The organism is Advenella mandrilli (assembly GCF_016595155.1).
Lineage (GTDB): Bacteria > Pseudomonadota > Gammaproteobacteria > Burkholderiales > Burkholderiaceae_B > Advenella > Advenella mandrilli.
Genome location: NZ_JAENGP010000011.1, coordinates 11,875 through 27,965, shown reverse-complemented (window position 1 = coordinate 27,965; position 16,091 = coordinate 11,875). Strand labels below are relative to the sequence as shown.

Annotated in this window: 15 protein-coding genes; 5 read left to right on the top strand and 10 right to left on the bottom strand. The window is 40.3% G+C overall.

Annotation, left to right across the window (positions count from 1 at the left end):
• Nucleotides 1–8: 8 nt before the first annotated feature.
• From JHL22_RS10280 to JHL22_RS10255, 6 genes are all read right to left on the bottom strand, one after another.
• Nucleotides 9–749 (bottom strand): lytic transglycosylase domain-containing protein, encoded by a 741-nt coding sequence (locus tag JHL22_RS10280; RefSeq protein WP_200236872.1) that lies wholly within the window; start codon nucleotides 747–749, stop codon nucleotides 9–11.
• Nucleotides 746–1,174 carry a hypothetical protein gene (locus tag JHL22_RS10275; protein ID WP_200236868.1) on the bottom strand — a complete coding sequence of 143 codons (429 nt, stop codon included), beginning with the start codon at nucleotides 1,172–1,174 and terminating at the stop codon, nucleotides 746–748. Before JHL22_RS10275 ends, JHL22_RS10280 begins: the two co-directional genes overlap by 4 nt.
• Nucleotides 1,164–1,805 carry a TrbM/KikA/MpfK family conjugal transfer protein gene (locus tag JHL22_RS10270; protein ID WP_200236866.1) on the bottom strand — a complete coding sequence of 214 codons (642 nt, stop codon included), beginning with the start codon at nucleotides 1,803–1,805 and terminating at the stop codon, nucleotides 1,164–1,166. Before JHL22_RS10270 ends, JHL22_RS10275 begins: the two co-directional genes overlap by 11 nt.
• On the bottom strand, nucleotides 1,802–2,554 hold the full coding sequence (locus JHL22_RS10265) for a P-loop NTPase family protein (protein WP_200236862.1): 753 nt from the start codon (nucleotides 2,552–2,554) through the stop codon (nucleotides 1,802–1,804). Before JHL22_RS10265 ends, JHL22_RS10270 begins: the two co-directional genes overlap by 4 nt.
• A 39-nt stretch (nucleotides 2,555–2,593) precedes the next feature.
• Nucleotides 2,594–2,959: a DUF7673 family protein gene (locus JHL22_RS10260; RefSeq protein ID WP_200236860.1), complete on the bottom strand. Its 366-nt coding sequence runs from the start codon at nucleotides 2,957–2,959 to the stop codon at nucleotides 2,594–2,596.
• Between the two features lie 627 nt (nucleotides 2,960–3,586).
• Nucleotides 3,587–3,946, bottom strand: coding sequence for a hypothetical protein (locus JHL22_RS10255; protein WP_200236857.1), 360 nt, complete (start codon nucleotides 3,944–3,946; stop codon nucleotides 3,587–3,589).
• Between the two features lie 107 nt (nucleotides 3,947–4,053).
• Here JHL22_RS10255 and JHL22_RS10250 point away from each other — a divergent pair, with 107 nt between their 5' ends.
• The 4 genes from JHL22_RS10250 to JHL22_RS10235 all read left to right on the top strand — a co-directional run bounded on the left by JHL22_RS10250 (nucleotide 4,054) and on the right by JHL22_RS10235 (nucleotide 7,739).
• A complete protein-coding gene (locus JHL22_RS10250; protein ID WP_200236854.1) occupies nucleotides 4,054–4,254 on the top strand; it encodes a hypothetical protein in 201 nt (66 codons plus the stop codon).
• Nucleotides 4,247–5,173, top strand: a complete 927-nt coding sequence (locus tag JHL22_RS10245; RefSeq protein ID WP_200236851.1) for a replication protein RepA — start codon at nucleotides 4,247–4,249, stop codon at nucleotides 5,171–5,173. The genes JHL22_RS10250 and JHL22_RS10245 overlap by 8 nt, the downstream gene beginning before the upstream one ends.
• Before the next feature lie 462 nt (nucleotides 5,174–5,635).
• Nucleotides 5,636–6,274 carry an SOS response-associated peptidase gene (locus JHL22_RS10240; RefSeq protein WP_200236849.1) on the top strand — a complete coding sequence of 213 codons (639 nt, stop codon included), beginning with the start codon at nucleotides 5,636–5,638 and terminating at the stop codon, nucleotides 6,272–6,274.
• Nucleotides 6,275–6,725: 451 nt separating this feature from the next.
• Nucleotides 6,726–7,739: an HNH endonuclease family protein gene (locus tag JHL22_RS10235; protein WP_200236847.1), complete on the top strand. Its 1,014-nt coding sequence runs from the start codon at nucleotides 6,726–6,728 to the stop codon at nucleotides 7,737–7,739.
• 44 nt (nucleotides 7,740–7,783) lie between these two features.
• Here the strand turns inward: JHL22_RS10235 and JHL22_RS10230 are convergent, their stop codons facing one another.
• The 4 genes from JHL22_RS10230 to JHL22_RS10215 all read right to left on the bottom strand — a co-directional run bounded on the left by JHL22_RS10230 (nucleotide 7,784) and on the right by JHL22_RS10215 (nucleotide 10,678).
• Nucleotides 7,784–9,058: a Y-family DNA polymerase gene (locus JHL22_RS10230; protein ID WP_200236845.1), complete on the bottom strand. Its 1,275-nt coding sequence runs from the start codon at nucleotides 9,056–9,058 to the stop codon at nucleotides 7,784–7,786.
• Entirely contained in the window at nucleotides 9,055–9,483 is a 429-nt protein-coding gene (locus JHL22_RS10225; RefSeq protein ID WP_200236842.1) for a LexA family protein, read from the bottom strand. Before JHL22_RS10225 ends, JHL22_RS10230 begins: the two co-directional genes overlap by 4 nt.
• An 89-nt stretch (nucleotides 9,484–9,572) precedes the next feature.
• Entirely contained in the window at nucleotides 9,573–10,283 is a 711-nt protein-coding gene (locus JHL22_RS10220) for a hypothetical protein (protein ID WP_200236840.1), read from the bottom strand.
• Nucleotides 10,284–10,291: 8 nt separating this feature from the next.
• Complete coding sequence (locus JHL22_RS10215; protein ID WP_200236837.1) at nucleotides 10,292–10,678, bottom strand: hypothetical protein; 387 nt, start codon at nucleotides 10,676–10,678, stop codon at nucleotides 10,292–10,294.
• Nucleotides 10,679–11,178: 500 nt separating this feature from the next.
• Here JHL22_RS10215 and JHL22_RS10210 point away from each other — a divergent pair, with 500 nt between their 5' ends.
• On the top strand, nucleotides 11,179–16,065 hold the full coding sequence (locus tag JHL22_RS10210) for a DEAD/DEAH box helicase (RefSeq protein ID WP_200236834.1): 4,887 nt from the start codon (nucleotides 11,179–11,181) through the stop codon (nucleotides 16,063–16,065).
• The last annotated feature ends 26 nt before the right edge of the window (nucleotides 16,066–16,091 follow it).

The window sequence follows — 16,091 nt, the reverse complement described above, 5'->3', positions numbered from 1 at the left end:
CTACATTATTAAAACTCACCAAATGCATCCCAGCTTTTCTTGGGTTGATCTGGGTCTCTTTTATTTTCGGTAACGGGCTTTACCGGTGCATGTGCTGTTTTCTTTGGCTTTCCCCGGACTTTTACGGTCACCGGTGCCGGTGCCGCTGGATCAATGGCCGGAATGATTGTTTCAGGCTCTTTATTTAAATCAGCCTGTGCCAGTTTAATAACTTGCCCATCTGTATTCTCGACGGCACTATTTTTTATCCGGTCCACATAGCTGGGCAATCCGGCAAAGTCTTGGGTAAATCCCGTACGAAAGTTGCCGGAGTAATAGCAGCTCAAAGCTTTTTGCAGGGCTTGTTGTGGTTTACCACTTGCCCTGGAAAAACATTCAGCCAAGATTTCTGCACCGGCTTTCAGATTTAAGCATGGGTCAAACACTTTTTCATAATCCAGCTCATATTTATCAATGTTATGCCGGTTTACCTGGGCAAGACCCATACTGAAATTTTTACCCTGTGCGTGTAGTTTATTGGCCGTTTCCACGGCTTCAGAAAAGCTTTGTGGCTGTTTAACTGAACCGCCTACAACGCCAATGGCATACGGATTAAAACCGCTTTCCGTGCGTGCTATCGCTTGCAATGTAGCAACATGAACGCCAGGGGCACACTCTTTGGCCAGGGCATTGAAATTAACCGTTTCCACGGCTGCCAGGGCTGTGCCTCCATACAATAACAATGGAGTAATTAAAATCTTAAATTTCATGGTTTGAATAGTGTCAATAGAATTAACAAAAACTGTAAGGTCACCAAAATACCCAGCACGACAAAAAAAACGGTTTCATGGTTTGGTTTTTGCTTTTGCAGCTCGTCCTTTACCAATCGTTCATTTTTTTGCATCAGCTCGGTCAATATGATGTTTTTCTGATTTTGCATTTCTTCGTAGTGTTGGCTTATTTTCTGAAACCGCTGATCAAGATTTATAAAAAATGCATTATCATGTTCTTCCAATCCCTTTCTGTTTATGGCCAGCTGTTTTTTTTGATAAAGCAAAATAGCAACAATAGGATCATCTGCTGAAATTTTAAGACCACTAATGCTAAACACGTCACTAATAATCTGTTTGATGTCGGCATTTACAGGATCAACCTTTTCAATAGCTTCAGGCACAAGGTTTTTATCAACTGTCATTTTCAGATTTACCGTCATTTAGGGGGGAATAGGTTACTCCTCTAGGGATAGGCTGATAATTATCTTTATAGCGCTGCAGCGCCTGATCGTACTCATCAACATCCGCCCAACGACCACCAGTCAACATATCTCCTACGTAACCAGTATTTAAATCCGTGTACTCATGGTTTTCATAAACCAAGCAATAGTCTGGTTTTTTATTACTAATTAATTCAACTTGAGTTGTTGTGCAACTTTGATCATGGTCATACCATCCGACTTTTTTGCATTCTTTCCGAACCATTTCAATTTTATTGAACCGATTCAAAAACGCTGAATCACATTTCCCTGCCCCATTTGCAATAGCAACAATTAGTGATGACATACCTGGTTCATTGTGAGCTGGGCACATACTTAAAAAATCGATTCTGGCTTTAATCGTCTCCCATGGTTTGTCGAATTTGATACCAAAGTACCGAGCTAACGATGGTGCACATTCGCCAGGTTGAGTACTGCTGGACAAACAAAGCACCGCTTCACATGCAAGTCGAGTATCTCCTGTTAGCTCATTCTGGGCATATACCGTATTCGCACTAGCCAAAAAAAATGCCGCCAATGGCAGCATTATCAATGTCCTTAAACGTATATTCATCCTAACCCTCCAAGGCTTTCTTGCCGGACAAAAATAGTTTGTTGTGCCAGCTGGTTAAACACATCACGCTGTACCCGTTTTAGCCGTTGCTTAGGCATTAACGTATAATTGGACGACTGCATAACTTCATCAAATGTTAAATGCTCGCTCGTCATTTGTTTGATGTCTTTGCCAAACGTATCAGGATTCAGGTTTTCAAGTTGAATAACACCTACTATCTGTTCAACGTTGTCCTGGTAAACTTTCCAATCTAAAAACTCCTTACCATCCAGCTCAACATTACCCCAGTAATTATTTTGCCATACAATGACGTGAGTATTCAATTGCTGTAATACTGTAATCAAACCAGTTAATGTATCCTTGCTTGCCTGCCCTGATGTTATTGGTACGTGAATATTGACATCAACACCTGATTCTTCCAAAAGACCAACAACGTCGTTTTCACGCAGGTATTGCATCAGTGGTATGAATGTTGCTGCCCCATTATCAATCACTGACACACCATCTTTTTCAATAATTTTTTCAATTAAACTATCAAATTTTGAGGCATCAATACTTTGATGTTCAGTCAAAATATTGACCACTTCAACACCCAGTTTTTTGTATTTTGAAAATGTTGTATTAACCGGATCAGTATCATAACAATGCGCTTGGAATTCGATTTGATTAATGAATTGCGCCAGTAAAGAAGCAATATACGATTTTCCAACACCACCTTTGCCCTGTAAAACAAAATGAACTGCTTTCATATTTTTCCCTAAAAAAAATCAGGTATGAGCACCTGATTACTATTTATTTAATTTCCATTTTTCAGCCAAATCTTCCCAGATTTTTCCACCATTTTCAAAATAACAATGCACCTCTTGTTTTGGTCTATAGTCCATCCCTAAAACAGCAATGCTATCTATAAAAATGGAGATATCCAAACTACGGAAATCAGTTAGATCAAACTTAAACCGGTCTCCGTTATAAAGACTTAACAAAAAATTAGCGACAATACGGCATTGCCCTGAGTTTCCCTGTGCAATAGCCAATAAACGTTTAAGCGCAGGAATGCCTTTTGAATGGCATTTTTCTTTATCAAAAAAATTTTTATCAAAGTTTTCCATCATATTTCCCTTTTTCCGCTGGAAAGCAGCATTCGTCCCAATCATTCCTTCTCGGATTGCATCAAGAGTCTTAGCTGCTCTAAGTGTCCTGCTTCTGTAAATTCTCTTTTAAATAAAAGAACTTACCAAAGCCCCCCTCGCTATGAGGGGCTTTTCTGCCGTCTTTTCCGGCCAGTCAAACAGATTAATACGTTTCACACTGCTGGTTGTCAGGTTATTTCATACCGTGAATATTCACGTTCACAGCTGTTTTTTCCGTGTCAGTATCGTCTTACTGGTGTTTTCCGACCAGGCACATTGTGCGTGGCTATTTTTCACAAATACGATGTTTGGTTGCGGCCATCCGGACAGAACCGCTGCATATCGTCATTCACATATAAACGGGCATCACTTCACCCAGATTCACATATGAATGGTGTCTGCTTCACCGGTACGACTACCGGTTATTCCTGAATTAATTTTTAAAGAGCTACCGATTACTCGATAACTCAAGTTTAGAATTTTCTAAACTTTAGGTCAAGAATTTTCTAAACTTTTAATTAGAATTTTCTAAACTTTTTTGTAACTTTGTTTTTTTGTTGTTGTTTTAATCCAAATATTTTGAAAATTGATTCTTAATCAACGAAATCTACGTAGTAGACATTTTTATCTACATAGTAGAAACACGTATGCTCAAGCAGTTTTTTTTACTGTTTTTTGAGAATTGGCAGCATCTACTTTAAGTTTTAACAACGTATTGACTTCATTTTTATCTTGTTCACTCAATGACATGTAATCATCATAAGAAACAATAAAAGGCCAATCTTTAGTTTCAACTGAATGTTGATCCCCATCTAACCACAAAGGTTCTAAGCCCAGCCTTTGTTCAATAGCCCTGGCTGCTTTATCCCCTATGCTTTTACCATTGTTATATGTGGTTGATAAGTACTGACCAATTTGGGACTTTGAATACTCATACATTTCCGCAAAGCGAACAATGACTCCGTCAGCTCTTTCATCAATGAGCTGGCGTAACCTAGTTCGGCGAATCATATATCTTTTATCCATATCCTAATTAAACACAACTATTGCTCGTCTGTGGTTTAGAAAATTCTTGACCTCAAGTTTAGAAAACTCTAAACTTTTGTATGGATTAATAAGTGAAACAAAAAATGGACGCAAAAAAAATCATTCAAACTCTGGGAGGTGCTCAAAAAGTATTAACTATCACACGTTTAAGTAAAGGTAGAATTTCACAATGGGTAAAAAATAATGAAATTCCTAGATCCTGGATGCTGGCATTTCATTATATGGATCCTGAAAAAATTCCTCACCCAGATAACATAGTAAAAAATGACTAAACGTCAGGACAGCCTTATCAATACAGCTGTTCTGATCCAACGAGAGGCAGCAAAAGAAACCGGCATGATCGGTTTTTTAGCACGCACGCTTGCTCAAAGCTCAATACCCCATTCTGATCCCAAAACGAACTATTACGAGAGAACTAACGGATTAACAACTTTATCGATTACAGGAAAACCCAAAATTGGATTGCCGTACGGTTCAATTCCAAGACTACTATTAACTTGGATATGCACACAAGCAGTGAAAACCCAAAGTCCAATTCTAAATATCGGTTCTTCACAGGCCGAATTCTTAAGGATGTTAGGCATGCAAAACACTGGTTACTATATCAAGCAATTGGATGAGCAAGCCAGGCGATTATTTTCATCACTGATTAGTATCGAATATTCTGATAACGATAAATTCATGGTTGATAACATTCTGATCGCTAAAAAGGCCGTATTATGCTGGGACAAAACAACTGACAAACCGGTTTGGGGTGGGCAAATCATGCTCACAAACGAGTTCTATGATGAGATCACCCAAGCACCAGTGCCACTCGATTTAAGAGTAATGCAAGCGCTTAAAAAGTCCCCTCTTGCAATGGATATTTATGCCTGGTTAATTTATCGTATTTTCCTACTTCGAATGAAAAAACAACCTCAGGTAAAAATACCTTGGAAAGCCCTACAAGCCCAGTTTGGTTCTGGCTACGGGTCAAATAGTAAAAAACTAACTGCCAACAATCAGAAAAAAATTGAGCAACAGGCTCTGCGCGATTTTAGGCATAAATTTTTAATTCGCCTAAAAGAAGTTATTCTTTTCTATCCTGAAATTGCCAATTGCATTGATCACGATGAATGCTTTTTAATTCTAAGATCAGCAAAACTACACATCCATCGGGCATCAAATAACCTGGCCAGAATCAAACAATAATTATCCACAAAATCTGTTCATAAGTTTGTGGATTTTTCTTTTTCTCCACGTAAGATCGGTCACGCATATTTCAAAATGGCTCAATGCTATATGCAGCAACGTTTTCAAGAGCTTCTCAAAAAGATATCCACGTAAGATCGGTCACGGTATTACGTAAGATCGGTCACGCAAAAACATGAATAAATAGATTTTTGTTTCTTATAATCAGTAAGTTACGTAGAAATTATTTTTGGCAAGTAATATACAAGTAAATAACAAATAGCTTAACTGGTGTACATTGATCAAAAAATACTCAAACAGCTATCATTTAACCTGACCCTGTCCTGTTACCAATCAACTACCCTTACTTATTATCTTGTTTACCAACAACCAAACACCTGTAAGAATAATCACTATTTTTAGATTGACAAGATGAACCAGGCTTAATAATTGTTGTTAACTTAATTACATCGCGAGGCAACAATGTGTGGAAGATATGCCCTGTTTGAATTTAAAAACCTGCACAATCAATTCAATATAGATTCAGACATACAAATGCCGGAACGATACAACATTGCTCCACACCAAATAGCACCTGTCATCAAGGAAATTAATGGAAAACCCAGCCTACTACATGCCATTTGGGGTTTGAAGCCCTCCTGGGCCACTGAAGCTATGCCACAGCCTATTAACGCTAAAGTGGAAACCGCAGCTGAAAAACCTTTTTTCAGGAATGCATGGAAAAGATCTAGAATTATTGTCCCTGCAAGCGGTTACTACGAATGGAAAACCACAGCTGCAGGAAAGCAACCATACTTTATTTACCCGAGGAGTGGCCTTTTTGGATTTGCTGGTCTTCTTGAATACTATGAAGAGATCCCGAACTTTACTATTTTAACCACCAGCGCAAATGCCTTGACTAAAGAAATTCATGACCGGATGCCTGTCATTCTTGAACCAGCCTCTTATGGAGACTGGTTGAAAGCTACCAATGACAACAATGCGCTATTAAGACAAATAACCGGACAATATTCCTCTGAAAAAATGCAGTTTCATGAGGCCAATAAAGCGGTGGGTAATGTCAAAAACGAAGGCAAGTATCTCATATCCAACAAACAATAGGCATGTCCTGATCTAGAGATCTAAAAGCCAATATTGCTGAATTTAAAAAAAAATCAACAAGACGTCTACAAATTTATCATCATCGGAAATTACGAATTTCATCAAATAAAAAATTAATCCATACTCTCTGGATGAAATTAAATATTCTTAAGTTAATTGATGAAGAGACTGCATCTCAGCTTTTTGAATTGGCCGTCATTCATGCATACAGCATCACAAGCGCGCCAAGCGATGAACTAATACTCAGTTTTTATGGCTGGTTAGGAAATTCATTGATTTCGTCTATCAAATTAAAATTAAATTAGTCTTGCCAGTTGAAAGATGTCAATGGCCATTAACAAAAGAGTTCCAACCAAATAACTGTCAGCTCTCTTCAATTCTCAATGGCATGATATGCTTAAAATAATATTTATTTAAATAAAGCAGACAACCAATTACCACCTGGTTTGATATGGAATTTTATCAAGTTGATCCCTCTCTAGAAAACTATTGGCGAGCCATCATTTTATTTGGTCGTAACGTTGCTTCGTATAAATTCGCATTAGCACGATCGTTATATGAACTTAAAAAGGTGTCTAATGAATTGATAACATTAGAGGAATTGGCAGAACCATTCAGCCGTCATATTTGTGAACATTTAAAGCACTCACCAAAACAAGTAACGTCCAATTCGAGCAAATTTATTGATCATTGTTTATCTTATAACAAAGGCACAATCAGTCAAGATACATTAATTTCCGCCACGATGAAACTTGGTTTTATTAACGTAATTGATGCTTTTCATGTTGTTAACAATCAAGAAATTTCTAATCGTTTTTTTATTGATGAACGCAAAACTCACAAAGGAATTCGTTTAACGGATAATTTTTTCAATCTTTCTGAAAGTATGCAATTTGAAAGTTTTAAAAATGAAACCGAAGCTCGTTGGCGTCTGGTTGAACATGGATGGAAGTTGGGAATCTCTCACAATTTGATTGGCGTTCAATATGACCAAGATCTCAAGTTGCTGTTTACAACCGACAAAGAACGTCGCGTAAATATAAGCAGCTGCAGGGATAGTTTAAATGGTTATCAAAAAGGGCATTGCTTTTATTGTCATGACAGTATTAGTGTTGAACCAAGTTCTCCTAACCTGGCTGACGTTGATCATTTTTTTCCTTGGATGCTGCGAGATATTGTTAATAATATAGATGGCGTATGGAATTTAGTGCTCGCCTGCGCCGAGTGCAATCGTGGTGCTGATGGCAAATTTGCAAAAGTACCAAGCGTTAAGTTGTTATCTAGATTACATAAACGAAACGAATATTTCATTAATAGTCATTTGCCGTTGCGAGAAACCCTAATCTTGCAAACTGGTAACAATGAACAGAAACGCAAAGACTTTCTCCAAAACCAATACAATCTGGCAAAACAGGCTGCAATACACGAATGGGAGCCTGAAGATCGGGGGTTTATTATTTTCTAATTTGAATTCTACGCACCATATCTACTGTTTACATGACAAAAACCTCAAGCCCGGGCAATGGGCACCTCCAACCAATTGGTGGTGTAGCTTGGGCTTTTTCGTTCCTGTCGCATATACCAATGCTCTCTTTCATGAAAACCAATACTACCCGTTTTTACAGTACCACGTCCGAAATTGGCATTGATCTTATCCAGCGTTGCCATTAATTGTGCCCGCTTTTCCTGCTCTGGATACCCCAAACACAGCTCACCCTGAACTGGTTGTGACGGCAAAATGTCCATTAACATCACACCAGCTTTTTTGTATTTATAGCCGGGACGCCAAATGGCTTCTAGGGCTTTCAGGGCATACTTGGTAAAAATCTGGTTATCTGCGGTTGGACAAGGCGGTATCACCATTCTGCTATTCCCATATTGCCTATCCTTATCAAAGGGACTAGTGGTAATAAAAATTTGCATGCAGCCTGCAATGGAATTTTGGGACCTTAATTTGTTGCAAGCAATGGCTATAAATTCTGACAAAGCACTTTGCAATTGTAAAAAATCAGTCATGGGAAAACCAAAAGAGCGGGAAGAAATAATCTGTTTTTTTGGCACCACCATTTCTTCCAGTTCTAAACGTGAAATACCCCGCAATTCCTGAATGGTTTTACTAGTGACAATAGAAAATTCCGCCCGGGCTGCATCGGGATTCACTTTGGCCAAATCCAGTACAGTATGCACCCCCATTTCCTCTAACCGCTTAGATATTTTTCTCCCTATACCCCATACTTCTTTGGCATCAATACTTTGCATCAGCGCAGCCAGTTCATAACGATTCAATTGGGTAAGATCACAAACGCCCTTCCACTTGGGCTGTTTTTTTGCAATATGATTAGCCAGCTTGGCCAGCGTTTTGGTTGAACCTATACCCACACAGGTTGGAATACCGGTATCGCGTAATACTTCAGCCCGGATACGTTGGCCATATTCAGCCAAATCCACGTTAAAACCGGATAAATCAATAAAACTTTCATCAATTGAATAAACTTCCTGTTTGGGTGAAAATCGCCCAACAACCGTCATCATGCGGTCTGACATATCACCATACAGAGGAAAATTGGCCGACAGCGCCACTAGGCCACGGGAGTTTTCAAGATGCCTGAGCCTAAACCAAGGATCGCCCATTTTAATCCCTAAGGCTTTGGCCTCATCGGTTCGCGCAATGGCACAGCCGTCGTTATTGCTTAAGACAATTAAAGGCTTGCCCTTGAGGGAAGGACGAAAAACACGCTCACAGGAGCAATAAAAACAATTGCCGTCAATCAGTGCGAAGGTCATATAAGGTCTTTGATAACATGCGTTACCACTCCCCAAATTGTCCATTCCTGGCCTGGCTCGGGTGCAATATCCGGGTAAGTGGCATTGGCCGCCTTTAGCCGGATAATGCCGTTGCGGCTGAACAAACGCTTAACCGTGACCTCTCCGTTAATTTCGGCAATCACAATGTGGTTATGCCTGGCGGTAAGGGAGCGGTCCACAATGAGATGATCACCATCTTCAATGCCTGCTTCCACCATGGAGTTACCCTTGACGCACATGTAATAGGTGGACGTTGGGTGCTTGACCAGGATTTCACCAATGTCTATCCGATTAACGGCCATATCCTGGGCCGGAGAAGGAAACCCAGCTGGAGTTTTGGCGTCTATTTTCCTAATAGCTACAGGGCTAGAAGCAAGCGGTAAAAGTTCTGAAGGAATATTCATGATTTAATATACTGTTTATTTATACAGTATATTATGCCACTTTTTACAGACAGGTTGGTTAGGGGGTCTGCTTGAATTTACAAATCAGATTAATCTTCAAGTCCAGGGGAAAACTCAATTTGCACTTCACTTCGACGCTGATCATTCAAGTTTGCCAAAATCGCTCGACGGGCCTCCTCGAACATCTCATCAGTAAAGGTTTTATTATCAAATTTATCAAATACTGGCTCTGATTGTCTTGATCCGCTATCTTCACGTAGTGCCCACCCTGAAGGCAACTCATACAAATCTGCCTCTTTACAGCCAGTAATTGTTAATTGACTATGGTTATATACAACCACTGTCATAGCGTTATGAGCAACTTCCCATCCTTCAGGAAAGTTAGGTTCTTTAAAAGCAATGCCGTCAAAACCTGCTTCTAAAACAGCCTGACGTAATTGGTGACCAACTCCCTCATTTCCTACGCTACTATCAAACAATGCCCTAATAGAATCAGGTGCCTGAGTAATATCCAATATACGAGCACCTTCATTCACTTTTACTGACAAAACTACTCCATCTGAAACGTAGAGTTTTTCCGCTTCTTTGTATTTTTTCTGTGCTTGCAACTTAACTACCAATTTTGCTGAAGATTCTCGTGCAAAAAAACGACCATATCCGTTTGGATCACTAGTTAGGTAAACTGCTCTTCCCTGGTGATCATACCCTGCTCCTCGATCTCTCCTAATGCCTGGCTCTCGGAAAGAATCAAAGTATTCAGCCGTACCATGGTAAAGCTCAGAGTGAATTTCAGTCAGCATAATTATTCTTAAATATAGTCATCAAGATTTAAGTCTTTTGGTGCCCAGGATGGCGGCGTCCAATCTGACTTTGATTTGGAACTTTCTGGCTTAACTGTTGTGGTGTCCGGCACCACAGACTTTACAGATCTTTTTTCTGTAGCAGGCTTTACTAACTCTACTTTATTATTTTTCGGTGGTGTGATGGTGGACTCGAAGCTAGCAGAATGTTTTTTACAAAAAACCCTTACCGCTTCAATCGAAGAGGAGACATTATTTTGTTCAAGAAAATCACAAATTTCAGACAATGTTAAACCTGCTTTTCTCAGTTTCAGTATGTCATTTTTAAATTTGAGAAGTTTGCCTTTGCCTTGAATTTGGTTTCGTTCTTTTAAAAAGTCATCTGCTGAAATCATAATTTCTGATTAAAACAATAAAATTAAACATATCAATCATTTTCAATCAAAAATCAACCAAATGCAATTACAAATCAACTAAATTCAATAACAAATAAATTAAATACAACTATAAACAACATAAAATCAAATAAAAACAACCTTAAAACAATCAAATTCAAATAATATTCAATCATAAACAATCAAATTCAACCAAAATCAAGCATCCTCAAACAATACAAGCAATTATTTCCAAGTTGACAGACCTTTAAGACTACATGCAGGATAGGCTGAAGCCGTTAAAAGTGGACACTTTTAATAAATTCCGCTCTAAGCCAGAAACGTCACTACGTGGCTATTGTTCTTTTAGACAACAATCGCCCTTCTCTTTTAGAACAACGCGACCTCAGACCATGTATTAAAGCGAAATATAACCTGTTCACGCAAAAGCTGGGTTTACTAATGAAAAGCACTTGAAACAACTGTAAACTACCACAGGCCAGAATCAGAGAGATAAATTTATGTCCGCACTTACAAACCTGTTGAACACCTATCGCCACGCTGCCGTTTCCGAGCGTGAAAAAGGTACTTATTTTGAAGAGCTGATGCTCACGTATCTGCGAAATGAGGCGACCTACCGCGATTTGTACAGTGATGTATGTACCTATGCGGATTGGGCAAAAGAACAAGGACTTGACGCGCGTGATGCCGGTATAGACCTGGTAGCCAAAACACACGGCACCAATGAATACCATGCCATTCAATGCAAATTTTATGGAGAAAACGAGCGGATAGAGAAAAAAGATATAGACAGTTTCTTTACCGCTTCCGGAAAGACAATTTTCAAACACCGCATCATTGTCAGTACAACAAACAATTGGAGTACCCACGCTGAAGATGCCCTACAAGACCAGAACCCTCCCGTCAGCAAGATCGACTTATACGATTTAGAAAACAGTCAGATTGATTGGGCCAAATACCAGCCCAACAAGGCACCTGTACTACAGGAAAAGAAAACCTTAAGACAGCATCAAAAAAGTGCACTGCAAGCCGTGGTATCTGGCTTGAAAACGGCTGATCGCGGCAAATTGATTATGGCCTGTGGTACCGGTAAAACTTTTACCAGTTTAAAGATTGCCGAACAGGTTGCTGGTGAAGGTGGTCGTGTATTGTTTTTGGTGCCTAGTTTATCTTTGCTTTCACAAACCTTAACCGAGTGGACACAAGAGTCTGCAATACCCTTACACAGTTTTGCGGTCTGTTCTGATACTGATGTTGGTAAAAAACGCAAAGTAGATGATGATGTAGTTCAGACCTTTACCCATGAATTGCGTTACCCGGCCACCACCAAGCCAGAGAATCTGGCCAGTGAAATGGCTAAACGGCATGATAACCAGCACATGAGCGTGGTGTTTGGCACCTACCATTCCATTGATGTTATTAGTCAGGCACAAAAGGAATATGATTTAGCTGACTTTGATCTGATTGTCTGTGACGAAGCGCACCGCACGACCGGTGCTACTTTTGATGGCCAGGAAGAAAGCGCGTTTGTCCGGGTACATAATTCAGACTTTATTCGTTCGGCCAAACGTATCTACATGACGGCCACCCCACGAATCTATGGTGATTCAGCCAAGGCCAGTGCCGACAAGGATAATGTAGCCCTGGCCTCAATGGATGATGAAGCCTTATTTGGCAGGGAATTATACGTAATTACATTTTCTGATGCCGTTAAACTGGATTTGTTAGTTGACTACAAAGTCATTGTCCTGGCGGTGGAAGAAACGCACGTTAACCGCAGAATTCAAAAGCTCTTGGCAGATGGCAATAACCAATTAAAGGTTGACGATGCCGCCAAGATCATCGGGTGCTGGAAAGCCTTGTCCAAACAGGGGTTAAGCGAAGACCTGGCCGAAGATCCAAACCCCATGAAACGGGCGGTAGCCTTCTGCCAGGTTATTGAACCTAACCACAAAGGCAAGACCCACAAAGTCAGCTCCAAGAACATTGCGTCCATGTTTCAGGCAGTTTTAGAGGAATATCAAAAAACGGAAGAGTTTGAAACCGTGGCCGCTCTGCAATGCGAAGCTGAACACGTTGACGGCAGTATGAATGCCAGCCAAAAGGAAGAAAAACTGAACTGGCTTAAGGCTGAGGCACCGGACAACACCTGTCGCATTTTAAGCAATGTACGCTGTTTATCGGAAGGCGTGGATGTACCGGCCTTGGATGCCGTGCTTTTCTTGACCCCCCGTAATTCCCAAATTGATGTCGTTCAGTCAGTTGGCCGGGTTATGCGCCGGGCAGAAGGAAAAAAACGCGGCTATGTTATTTTGCCGGTAGTGATCCCGGCAGGGGTGGAAGCTCACGAAGCTTTGAATGACAACCAGACCTATAAAGTCGTTTGGCAAGTCTTGCAAGCATTGCGTTCCCATGATGACCGGTTTGATGCCATGATCAATAAACTGGATTTGATTGGAAAAGACAATAGCAAAATGGAAGTCATTGCTATCACAGATAAAATCCAGCGCAGACAAGAAAAGAAAAAAGGACTCAATAGCAAACCAAACGCAAAAGGGAAATATGCCATCGGCAGTGAAGCGTCTGCTCAACCCACCCAGGAGCAGTTTGATCTTCAATTTGAAATCGGTGAAATAGAACGCGCCATCTATGCCAAGCTGGTTCAGAAAATCGGTAATCGTCACCATTGGGAAGATTGGGCTAATGATATTGCCAAAATTGCCAGGACCCATATTGACCGCATCACCGCCATTATTGAGGAACCGACAAATACCCGTGAACGTGCGGCATTTGATAATTTTGCAGTGGCTATTCGTGATGACCTGAATGATAGTATTACGGATGGTGAAATAATTGAAATGCTAGCACAACACTTGATTACCAAGCCAGTATTTGATGCCTTATTTGAGTCTTATCGCTTTACTGAACACAATCCGATGTCATTGGCCATGCAAGGTGTTTTAGATGCCCTGAATGAACACCGGCTGGATAAAGAAGCGGATACGCTTCAACGATTCTATGACAGTGTAGCACTTCGTGCTTCAGGCATTGATAGTGCCATTGGAAAGCAAAAGATTGTTGTAGAGCTGTATGATAAATTCTTTCGTAATGCTTTCCCGCGCATGAAGGAACGACTGGGGATTGTTTACACGCCTGTTGAGGTTGTTGATTTTATTATCCATAGCGTTAATGACGTTCTGAAGACAACGTTTGGACAGACGTTGGGAAGTGAGGGAGTCCATATACTTGACCCATTTACCGGCACAGGTACATTTGTAACTAGATTACTACAAAGTGGGCTAATCACTCCAGATCAATTGAAGAAGAAATACAAAAACGAAATTCATGCCAATGAGTTAGTTCTCCTGGCCTATTACATTGCAGCCATTAATATTGAAGCGGTTTACCATGACATCGTAGGCGGTGAATATGTTCCATTTGAAGGGATCTGCTTGACAGATACCTTTGAAATGTACGAAAGGGACGATCTGGTTAGTGAATTGCTGGAAGATAATAGCATAAGACGTAAGCGACAACGCAAATTGGATATTAGAGTAATTTTTGGAAATCCACCCTACAGCGCCCGCCAAGCCAGTGCCAATGATAATAATGCAAATACCTCCTATCCTTTACTAGATGAAAAAATTCGCACAACCTATGCGGAAAGATCGACTGCTACAAACAAAAATGGACTTTACGACAGTTATATTCGTGCCATTCGTTGGGCCAGTGACCGTATAGGTCATAGCGGTGTTATTGGTTTTGTAACGAACGCAGGTTTCTTAGAAGCGAATACAGCAGATGGCTTACGGAAATGCCTGGCAGATGAATTCAGTAGCATTCACATCTTCCACTTGCGGGGCTCTATCAGAGGAAAATCTGGAGACTTGGCGAAAAAGGAAGGTCAAAATATCTTCAACATAATGACTGGGGTAGCAATATCTATTTTGGTCAAAAACCCCAAAGCGGCAAAGCACGGGCGCATTCTGTTCCATGACATTGGTGATTACCTGAACCGTCCTGAAAAGCTGAAAATGATTGCTGACTACAAAAGCCTTGAGGGTATTCCAAGCTGGAAGCAGATTGTTCCTGACAAGCATGGTGACTGGCTAAACCAGCGCGATGAAAGCTTTGATGAGTATATTGTTATGGGTGATAAGAAGGATAAGTTAGTTCTTAGTCTTTTTGAAAACTATACAAGAGGTTTGGAAACAGGCAGGGATGCCTGGTGTTATAACTACAGTAAAGAGGCTGTTTCCAATAATATGTCTCGCATGATTGATTTTTATAATGATCAAGTACAAGAATTCTGGAAAACAAATAAGGGGATTGATGCTAAATCGGCAATTTCAATAGTTGATAATTTTATTGAGAATAATCCTGAATTAATTAGCTGGACAAGTAGCTTAAAACAAGCTCTTCTTAAAAAGAATCAGTTTAAATTTAATTTAAAAAATATTACCAAAAGTTTATATCGTCCATTTACAAAACAATTTGTATATTACAACGGTGATTTTAATCATCGCACTGGACAAATGCCTCGCATCTTCCCAAATGCGGAGGCAAGTAATTTGGTGATTATGGTGAAGCAACGTCCCCAAAAAGGCAGTGGCTTTGCTCTGATGGTAGATTGCATTCCTGAATTGCAATCAGATGGAGGGACCCAATGCTTCCCCCTCTACCTGTACGATGCTGAAACAGGAAATGATATTTCTACTGAATTCCAAACTCAGGATCTATTTGAAGCACTAGGAGGAAATGAAAGTTCTCGTAAAAAGCGGGATGCAATAACAAATGAAGGTCTTGCTCATTTTCAAGAAGCTTATCCGGGTGAAGAAATTACTAAAGAAAATATTTTCTACTACGTGTATGGCCTTCTTCATTCCGAAGAATACCGATCCCGGTACGCGGACAACCTTTCAAAAGAGTTACCCCGTATCCCACGGGTAAAAACCGCAGAGGACTTTTGGGTATTTAGCAAAGCTGGCCAGGCGTTGGCAGATCTACACTTAAATTATGAAACAGTGGCTAAATACCCAGCAACAGTAATCGGCGCAGGTAACGACCCAGAAGATTATTACGTTGAAAAAATGAAATACGGGGCCAAAAAAGATTTAACCACTCTGCACTACAACAGCAAAATTACAGTGACCGGTATTCCCCTGGAAGCGTATGAATATGTTGTCAACGGTAAACCGGCATTAGATTGGATTGTTGAACGCCAGGGCGTAAGTACCCATAAAGACAGCGGCATCGTGAACGATGCCAATGATTGGGCCATTGAAACCATGGGCAATCCTAAATATCCGCTTGAGCTTTTCTTGCGTGTCATCACTGTCAGTCTGGAAACAATGAAAATTGTCCGCTCATTACCTAACTTATACTAGCTAAAACATGATCTGACAGTTACCCG

What these genes read in the sequence shown, in the direction of transcription:
- JHL22_RS10240 (WP_200236849.1), top strand. Translation starts at nt 5,636, where the DNA reads ATGTGTGGAAGATATGCCCTGTTTGAATTTAAAAACCTGCACAATCAA.
- JHL22_RS10210 (WP_200236834.1), top strand. Translation starts at nt 11,179, where the DNA reads ATGTCCGCACTTACAAACCTGTTGAACACCTATCGCCACGCTGCCGTT.
- JHL22_RS10245 (WP_200236851.1), top strand. Translation starts at nt 4,247, where the DNA reads ATGACTAAACGTCAGGACAGCCTTATCAATACAGCTGTTCTGATCCAA.
- JHL22_RS10265 (WP_200236862.1), bottom strand. Translation starts at nt 2,554, where the DNA reads ATGAAAGCAGTTCATTTTGTTTTACAGGGCAAAGGTGGTGTTGGAAAA.
- JHL22_RS10215 (WP_200236837.1), bottom strand. Translation starts at nt 10,678, where the DNA reads ATGATTTCAGCAGATGACTTTTTAAAAGAACGAAACCAAATTCAAGGC.
- JHL22_RS10220 (WP_200236840.1), bottom strand. Translation starts at nt 10,283, where the DNA reads ATGCTGACTGAAATTCACTCTGAGCTTTACCATGGTACGGCTGAATAC.
- JHL22_RS10225 (WP_200236842.1), bottom strand. Translation starts at nt 9,483, where the DNA reads ATGAATATTCCTTCAGAACTTTTACCGCTTGCTTCTAGCCCTGTAGCT.
- JHL22_RS10270 (WP_200236866.1), bottom strand. Translation starts at nt 1,805, where the DNA reads ATGAATATACGTTTAAGGACATTGATAATGCTGCCATTGGCGGCATTT.
- JHL22_RS10230 (WP_200236845.1), bottom strand. Translation starts at nt 9,058, where the DNA reads ATGACCTTCGCACTGATTGACGGCAATTGTTTTTATTGCTCCTGTGAG.
- JHL22_RS10260 (WP_200236860.1), bottom strand. Translation starts at nt 2,959, where the DNA reads ATGATTGGGACGAATGCTGCTTTCCAGCGGAAAAAGGGAAATATGATG.
- JHL22_RS10280 (WP_200236872.1), bottom strand. Translation starts at nt 749, where the DNA reads ATGAAATTTAAGATTTTAATTACTCCATTGTTATTGTATGGAGGCACA.
- JHL22_RS10275 (WP_200236868.1), bottom strand. Translation starts at nt 1,174, where the DNA reads ATGACAGTTGATAAAAACCTTGTGCCTGAAGCTATTGAAAAGGTTGAT.
- JHL22_RS10235 (WP_200236847.1), top strand. Translation starts at nt 6,726, where the DNA reads ATGGAATTTTATCAAGTTGATCCCTCTCTAGAAAACTATTGGCGAGCC.
- JHL22_RS10255 (WP_200236857.1), bottom strand. Translation starts at nt 3,946, where the DNA reads ATGATTCGCCGAACTAGGTTACGCCAGCTCATTGATGAAAGAGCTGAC.